Below are 6,810 nucleotides of genomic sequence, written 5' to 3'. Positions count from 1 at the left end.
GGGTTTATTTCGCATGCAAACCTTTAAATTTTCTAAGCCTGGCTTTTAGAAAAAAGAAATAATCTCTACTATACTTGATATTGTATAATCTTAGCTTGATAGTGATGGGGTCTATCCCTTTCGGGGCATATTCCATTTCATTTCCCTTTACGCCTCTTTGAGACCATAAATGTTCTATTTGTTCTGTAGATAATTGATTATTTTTCTTCAGCTGCACAATCTTTTTTTGATAACTTTCCAAACTCGCCTTAAATCGATCAAACATTAGTGGCTTTACAATATAATCTGTTACTCCGCCCCGCAGGGCGTGCCTCACTACATCTGTTTCCGATGCCGCTGTAATCATAATAATATCTGTATCGTGCAAATGATGCCTAATATATGTGACAAGTTCCGTTCCTTGCATATCAGGTAAGTACACATCTAATAACACAAGCTGTGGCTTCACAAGCTCTAGCCATTCTTTCGCTTGTTCTCCAGTCGTTGCCGTTCCAATTACTTTAAATCCCTCAATTTTTTCAGTAAAACGACGATGAATGTCAGCAATCCGAATATCATCTTCTACAATTAATACTTCAATCTCCTCACCCATTACTATTCGCCTCTCTCTTTCGGTAGTGCAATAATAAATAACGCACCACCTAAATCCCCTTTTTCGATTGCAATACTTCCATTTAAATCTTCTACTAACTCTTTCACTTTTGCTAATCCATATCCTCGCTCTCCTCCTTCTTTCGTCGAAAAGCCTTTATAGAATATGCTAGTAATTATTTCATCATGAATCCCTTGCCCTGAATCTTCCACTTCAATTAATATTTCTTCTCCAATATCAGTTACAAACATCCTTACTCTCTTATCATTCTCTTCATTTTTTTCAATTGCTTCAAATGCATTCGTAATTAAATTTCCTAAAATAGAAACGACATAATTACTCTCAATATGTGGACTTAATTTGTCTAAACCACTTTCTCTATCTAGCATAAAATCAATCTTCAACTCTCGTGCTCTATTATAAAATCCAATTAAAATTCCACCTAGCCATGGATTTTGAATCCGCTTCATAATAAATTGAACAAAATCTTGATATATCGCTGTTTCCTTATGAATAAGCTCTAAAGCATCTTCATATGATTCTAATTGGATAAGACCTGAAAGCGTATACAATAAATTGTTATATTCGTGCGCTTGCGCTCGTAATGCCTCTGTATATTGCTTCGTCTGAGATAATTCTGCTGTTAACTGATCCATTTCAGATTTCAAACGTAAGCTCGATACAACGCCAGTTACTTTATTCTTTACTTTAATAGGTAGACGGTTCGCAATAACAGCCTGTCCTTTTATATTTAATTGGCGATCAAACTGTTCTTCACCAGTTTGAAGTACATCTAGTATCGTTGAATTAGGAATTACATTTAAAATAAATTCCCCAATAATATTTTGTTGTTTATCTAGCGAAAGAATATCATAAGCTGCTTGATTGACTAAACTAATCATGCCATTTTTATCGATTACAATAATCCCTTCACGTACAGATTGAATCACTGTACTATGCTCTTCATATAAAGATGAAATTTCTTCTGGTTCCATACCGAACATCATTCTTTTTATACTTGCCGCTAAATATATAGAGCCGATTACTCCAATTAATAGCCCTATTATTGTAATCCAAAATACACGCTTTCCATACACCTCTACCGCTCCATGAATATCATCCATTGAAAATCCAACAGACACCACACCAATGATTTCATTTTCCTGATTACGGATTGGAACTTTTCCGCGTAATGAAGGGCCTAATGATCCAGTTGCTTTCGAAACATATGATTTTCCTTCTAATAAAACGCCTTTGTTATCTCCACCAATCATCGCTTCTCCTATTTTATCTCGCTCAGGATGTGCATATCGAATCCCCTCTTTATTTCCAACTACAATGAAGTCAGCCTCTGTATCCATTCGAATTCTTTCTGCAATCGGCTGAATAATAGAAGCTGGGTTTTCTTTTTGAAAAGCTTCCTTTATTTCAGGTATAGCAGCAACTGTTTTCGCAACATGCAAAGCCCTTTTGCCAATTTGCTCTTCTACCGTTTCAGATAATATGTAATAAAATAAATAACTCGTTAGCATAAGTACAACTAAAATAAGTGTACTAATAGTTAATGTAATTCTCGGTTGGAGTTTTAATTTTTTTAATTTCAAAACCATTCCCCTAACATGATTAAAGATAGAATTTAAAGAATATACAGTCTCTTTAATTATACTTAATCATAACACGGTTACTCTATATTTCTTTCTTTTTCTCTTCATAAAAAAAGAAACGAAGTAAAATTACTACCTCGTTTCTTAACATTCGTTATTACACTTTAAACTTACTAATCATCTCTTGTAATTCTTCTGCCATTTGTGATAAATGGACTGCTGCTGCATTTATTTCATCTACTGAAGCTAATTGTTCCTCAGAGGAACCAGCAATATTTTGAACGCTTGCTGCATTTTCTTCAATTGTAGCTGCAATTTCATTAATAGATGCACTTACTTGTTTTGCATCTACCGTCATTTGTTTTGCTACATCTACCATGTTATCAATTTGTACAACTGTATCATCCGTAGATTTCAATATTTCAGCAAAGCTTTGCTTCGTTTCATTTGCAACTACAAGTCCTGATTGTACTTCTGCTCCAACTTGATTCATAGAGCTTACTGTTTCTTTTATATCAAATTGAATCTCTTTCACTAGTTTCCCAATTTCCGTAGAAGACTGTCCTGATTGTTCTGCTAGCTTTCGCACTTCATCTGCTACAATTGCAAATCCTCTTCCTTGCTCTCCAGCTCTCGCAGCCTCAATTGCCGCATTTAACGCTAATAAATTTGTCTGTTCTGCAATATGTTGAATCACTTCAAGGATTGCTCCAATTTGTTTCGACTTATCGTCTAACAAACCAATGATTTTGTCTGACTGTGAAACAGACTCATGAATTAATTGCATTTGATTCACAGTTTGTTCAACTAACTTCCCACCATTTTCAGCTTTTTTCTTCGTATACATAGAGGCTGTAGATACTAATGAAGAACTATCTGCAACACGCTGAATTCCTTCTGTAACTTCTTCTAACAATGTTGCTCCTTCTTCAACTTCTTTCGTTTGTATTTCTGCACCACTTGATACTTGCTCTATCGCCTGTGTAATTTGTTCCGTCGCTTCGCTTGTCTGCTTCATACTAGCTGTTAATTCTTCTGAAGATGCCGCTACATGACTTGCTGAAGTGTTTATATTGGAAATGACACTTTGTAACGATGTAGCCATCTCGTTAAAACTTTCTCCTAGCTGTCCAATTTCATCTTTAGAATGAACTGTAATTGATTCTGTTAAATCACCTTCACTAATCTTCTTCGATGATATGACAAGTTGTTTTAACGGTTTAATAATAGACGCAATTATGAAGTAAATTACAATCCCACCGATTATTAGTGAAATTCCAAGAACAGTTATTGTTTTATAGAAAATAGGTTCAGCCGCTTCGATAATTTCTTTGGAAGGCATAATTCCTGCTATTTTCCATCCAGTTTTCTTATTCGTTTTAAAAGTGATATTGCGATCTTCACCATCTAATGAATAATGAAAATCCCCAGCTTCCTGTTTATACAATTCTTTACTAAGTTTCTCTTCTAATTTCTCTCCTGGCTTCATTTTCGGGTGCGCTACTACATTTTTATCTTGATCAAATATCGCTACATATCCTTCCTTACCGATATTAACCATCTTGGAAGTAGTAACAATATCATTAATGATTAAGTCAATCCCAAGAACTCCACTTTTATCCTCGTTTTGCTTTGCTAGTGTAATAACAATATTCCCTGTCGTTTTTGACTTATATGGAGCAGTTACAATTACTTCTCCGCTTTTCTTTACGGCCTCTTTATACCAATCTCTTTCTGTAGGATTATATCCATCTGGCATCTGAATAGCTGGTGATTGAATGAACTGTCCATTACTAGATCCTGTATAGATCGCTTCCATTTCTGGATGCAGTTTATTGTATTCTTCTAGTTTATTTTGTATGTTTTGAATTTGATCTGCTTGGTAACTTGATTGTGTGAATAATTTCGTAAAATAAGTTGCATCTACTTTTTTACTATCCAATTCTTTATTAATTACATTATCCAAAATTTTTATATTATCTTTCGCCGAGTTTAAAATCGTTTCATTAAAATTCGTCTTCGCCTGTTGATAAGACGTCCAACCAATTACAATACTTGGAAGAACTAAAATAATAATAAATGATACAAGTAACTTTGTTTTTAAACTACTACTCCTTAGTTTCCCTTGAAACATACTTCTACCCCTCCATACCGTTTTAAATGTAATTAATTAACATTTAATCTTTCTATAAAAATAATACGATTTAAATGTATCGATGAGACTCTCTATCTTTTTCTACATCATAAAGAATTGATACATATCTTTTTCATTCTATATAAATTAAATAATTAAAACAATGTATAAAAATGTATATTATTCGAAATATTATAATTCACAGAAGAACCTCTAGTATTTCACTTACTAGAGGTTCTTTCCACCTTATTATTCTTTATCTTTTTCTACTTCTTTTTTCTCATCTTCTACTACAGATACAACAGGTTTATCACTTGATAATTGTTGCACTGCTCCTTTTCCTGCAAATCCTTCTAATAACTCTTTTAAGTCAATTCCAGAAGAAGCCTTTAACGTTTCTTGCATCGTTGCCATTAAATCAGTCGCATAGCCCGCAACTTTTCCGGCCCCGCTATTTTTACCACCGCCGCCTGTATCGACAACTGTGATTTTATCAATATTACTAAGCGGACTTGCAACTTCCTTCGCATAACTTGGAAGCATTTTAAGAACCATATCCATAATTGCCGCTTGACCATATAATTCAAATGCTTCAGCAATTTTTTGTTTCGCTTCTGCTTCTGCTAAACCTTTTAATCTAATAACATCTGCTTCTGCTGTACCTTGCGCTTTTTGTACTTCCGCTTTCGCTTGACCTTGCGCTTTTTCGATTTCCGCCTTCGCTAAACCTTCCACACGTACTTCTTCCGCACGAGCTCTCGCTTCAGCTTCAATCTTATATTGATCCGCATCTGCCTTTTTAATTTGTTTTACTTTTTCTGCTTCTGCTGATTGCTCAACAGCATAGCGATCTGCATCTGCTTTTTTCTTAACTTCTGCATCGTATTGCTTTTCACGACGCGCAATCTCTTTTTCTTCTAACTCGATTTGCTTTTCACGCTCAATGATTTTAACGCGCATTTGCTCTTCTGTAACACCTTGTTGTGCTTTCGCTTGTTGTAATTCGTAAGAAAGATCCGCATCTGCACGTGCTTGCTCTTGTTCTCTCTTATAGGACTGTACTTTTAATTCTTTATGTTTTTCAGCTTCAGCGATTTGTGCATCACGTTGATATTCTGCTTCTTTTGCCTCTTTTTCAGCACGTGCTTTTTCAATACGTGCTTCTTTTTCACGCTCTGCATTTGCAATTGTTGCATCACGCTTAACTGTCGCAATTTGTGGCTGACCAAGTGCATCTAAGTATCCGTTTTTATCCATTATTTCTTTAATTGTGAAAGAAACAATGCGAAGTCCCATCTTCTTTAAATCTGTAGAAGCCACTTCATGTACCTTTTGAGCAAATTGCTCTCTATTACTATACGCATCCTCTACTGTCATAGAAGATAAGATTGCACGTAAGTGACCTTCTAAAACCTCTTTTGCTTCTACTTTTAACTCTTCTGTTTCTTTTCCTAAATATTGCTCAGCTGCAGTAGATACTTCTTCAATTGTAGAACCTACTTTAATAATAGAAACACCATTTACTGTAACTGGAACACCTTGCTTCGTATAAGTATCACGTGTACCAACTTCTAATTTGTAGTTTAATAGGCTTAAAGGCTCTGCTCTTTGCATAATTGGAACTACGAAAGTACCGCCCCCGCGGATAATCTTAATCTTCTTTCCATCATCAGTGGTAACAACATTCTTTCCTCCACCAAGCCAGTTCCCTGTAACAATTAACGCTTCATCTGGACCAACCGTACGATACTTCGTAATGAACACTAAAATGAGTAGAATTAAAATTGCCAGTAAAACTCCACCGATAATTAATGGAATCGTCATGTAAATTCCCCCTTATAATTTTGGTTTTTTTAAAGAATAAGCGATGTTTTGTACAAGTAAAACACCATCTTGGACTCCCTCGATAATAACCTCTGTTCCTTGCGAAATATCTTTTTTTCCAACAGTTTTAGCTGGGATTGCATTACTTCCAAATTGGGATAAAATTAATACTTCACCAAATCCTTCTGTAGGAATTGTCGTAATGACTTCTCCTTTGCAACCGATAAATTCATCCATACGTTGCATCGTATTTTGTTCTGCTTCTGCAATCGGTTTTAAAATTAGTATTTTCATGATGAAAACACCGATAAAAGATATAGCAAATGCAGCCCCGAAAATAGTAATACTATTAAAGGAAAATAAGTACTCTCCTATATAACTAAGCCCACATAACATGGCGAAGAAACTAAGTAATAAAGTAACAACGGATACAGATCCGCCCCCAAAACTAAATATCGATTCAAATATATCTCCAAAGAAGATATAAATAACAGTGAGTATAGTAGCAATAATAAATCCATATAAATAAATTGTTTCAAGTGGATAACCAAACAAGACCATTTCTTATCCCCCTTTCTTAAACAATCCCTTTTTTGTTATGTGTATGCCCCACCTCTTTCAAAGATTATAGTTCTTAATTTTCAGTTATTTAATCT

4 protein-coding genes and 2 pseudogenes are annotated in these 6,810 nt (G+C 34.8%); all 6 read right to left on the bottom strand.

Annotated features, from left to right (window positions below; all coding sequences use genetic code 11):
- Positions 1 to 97: 97 nt before the first annotated feature.
- Positions 98 to 592, bottom strand: a pseudogene (locus tag MR168_RS20750) (response regulator); the annotation flags it as partial.
- Positions 593 to 594: 2 nt separating this feature from the next.
- Positions 595 to 2,202: an ATP-binding protein gene (locus MR168_RS20745; protein WP_086411953.1), complete on the bottom strand. Its 1,608-nt coding sequence runs from the start codon at positions 2,200 to 2,202 to the stop codon at positions 595 to 597.
- Positions 2,203 to 2,353: 151 nt separating this feature from the next.
- Positions 2,354 to 3,214, bottom strand: coding sequence for a methyl-accepting chemotaxis protein (locus tag MR168_RS33945; RefSeq protein WP_372584302.1), 861 nt, complete (start codon positions 3,212 to 3,214; stop codon positions 2,354 to 2,356).
- Positions 3,215 to 3,295: 81 nt separating this feature from the next.
- Positions 3,296 to 4,330 (bottom strand): annotated as a pseudogene (locus MR168_RS33940) (HAMP domain-containing protein); the annotation flags it as partial.
- A 249-nt stretch (positions 4,331 to 4,579) separates the two neighbouring features.
- Positions 4,580 to 6,154, bottom strand: a complete 1,575-nt coding sequence (locus MR168_RS20735; protein WP_000155019.1) for a flotillin family protein — start codon at positions 6,152 to 6,154, stop codon at positions 4,580 to 4,582.
- 12 nt (positions 6,155 to 6,166) lie between these two features.
- The gene (locus MR168_RS20730) at positions 6,167 to 6,715 is read right to left on the bottom strand and encodes an NfeD family protein (protein ID WP_000242444.1); all 549 of its coding nucleotides are present in this window, start codon (positions 6,713 to 6,715) and stop codon (positions 6,167 to 6,169) included.
- Between the last annotated feature and the right edge of the window lie 95 nt (positions 6,716 to 6,810).

This window comes from Bacillus cereus group sp. BfR-BA-01356, assembly GCF_022663635.1.
In the GTDB taxonomy this organism is placed as follows: Bacteria; Bacillota; Bacilli; order Bacillales; family Bacillaceae_G; genus Bacillus_A; species Bacillus_A cereus.
The sequence above is the reverse complement of the archived record's forward strand: the minus strand, read 5'-3'. Positions and strand labels throughout refer to the sequence as shown.

Coding starts and splice junctions, on each gene's coding strand:
- MR168_RS20730 (WP_000242444.1), bottom strand. CDS start 6,715: ATGGTCTTGTTTGGTTATCCACTTGAAACAATTTATTTATATGGATTT.
- MR168_RS33945 (WP_372584302.1), bottom strand. CDS start 3,214: ATGAAGCAGACAAGCGAAGCGACGGAACAAATTACACAGGCGATAGAG.
- MR168_RS20735 (WP_000155019.1), bottom strand. CDS start 6,154: ATGACGATTCCATTAATTATCGGTGGAGTTTTACTGGCAATTTTAATT.
- MR168_RS20745 (WP_086411953.1), bottom strand. CDS start 2,202: ATGGTTTTGAAATTAAAAAAATTAAAACTCCAACCGAGAATTACATTA.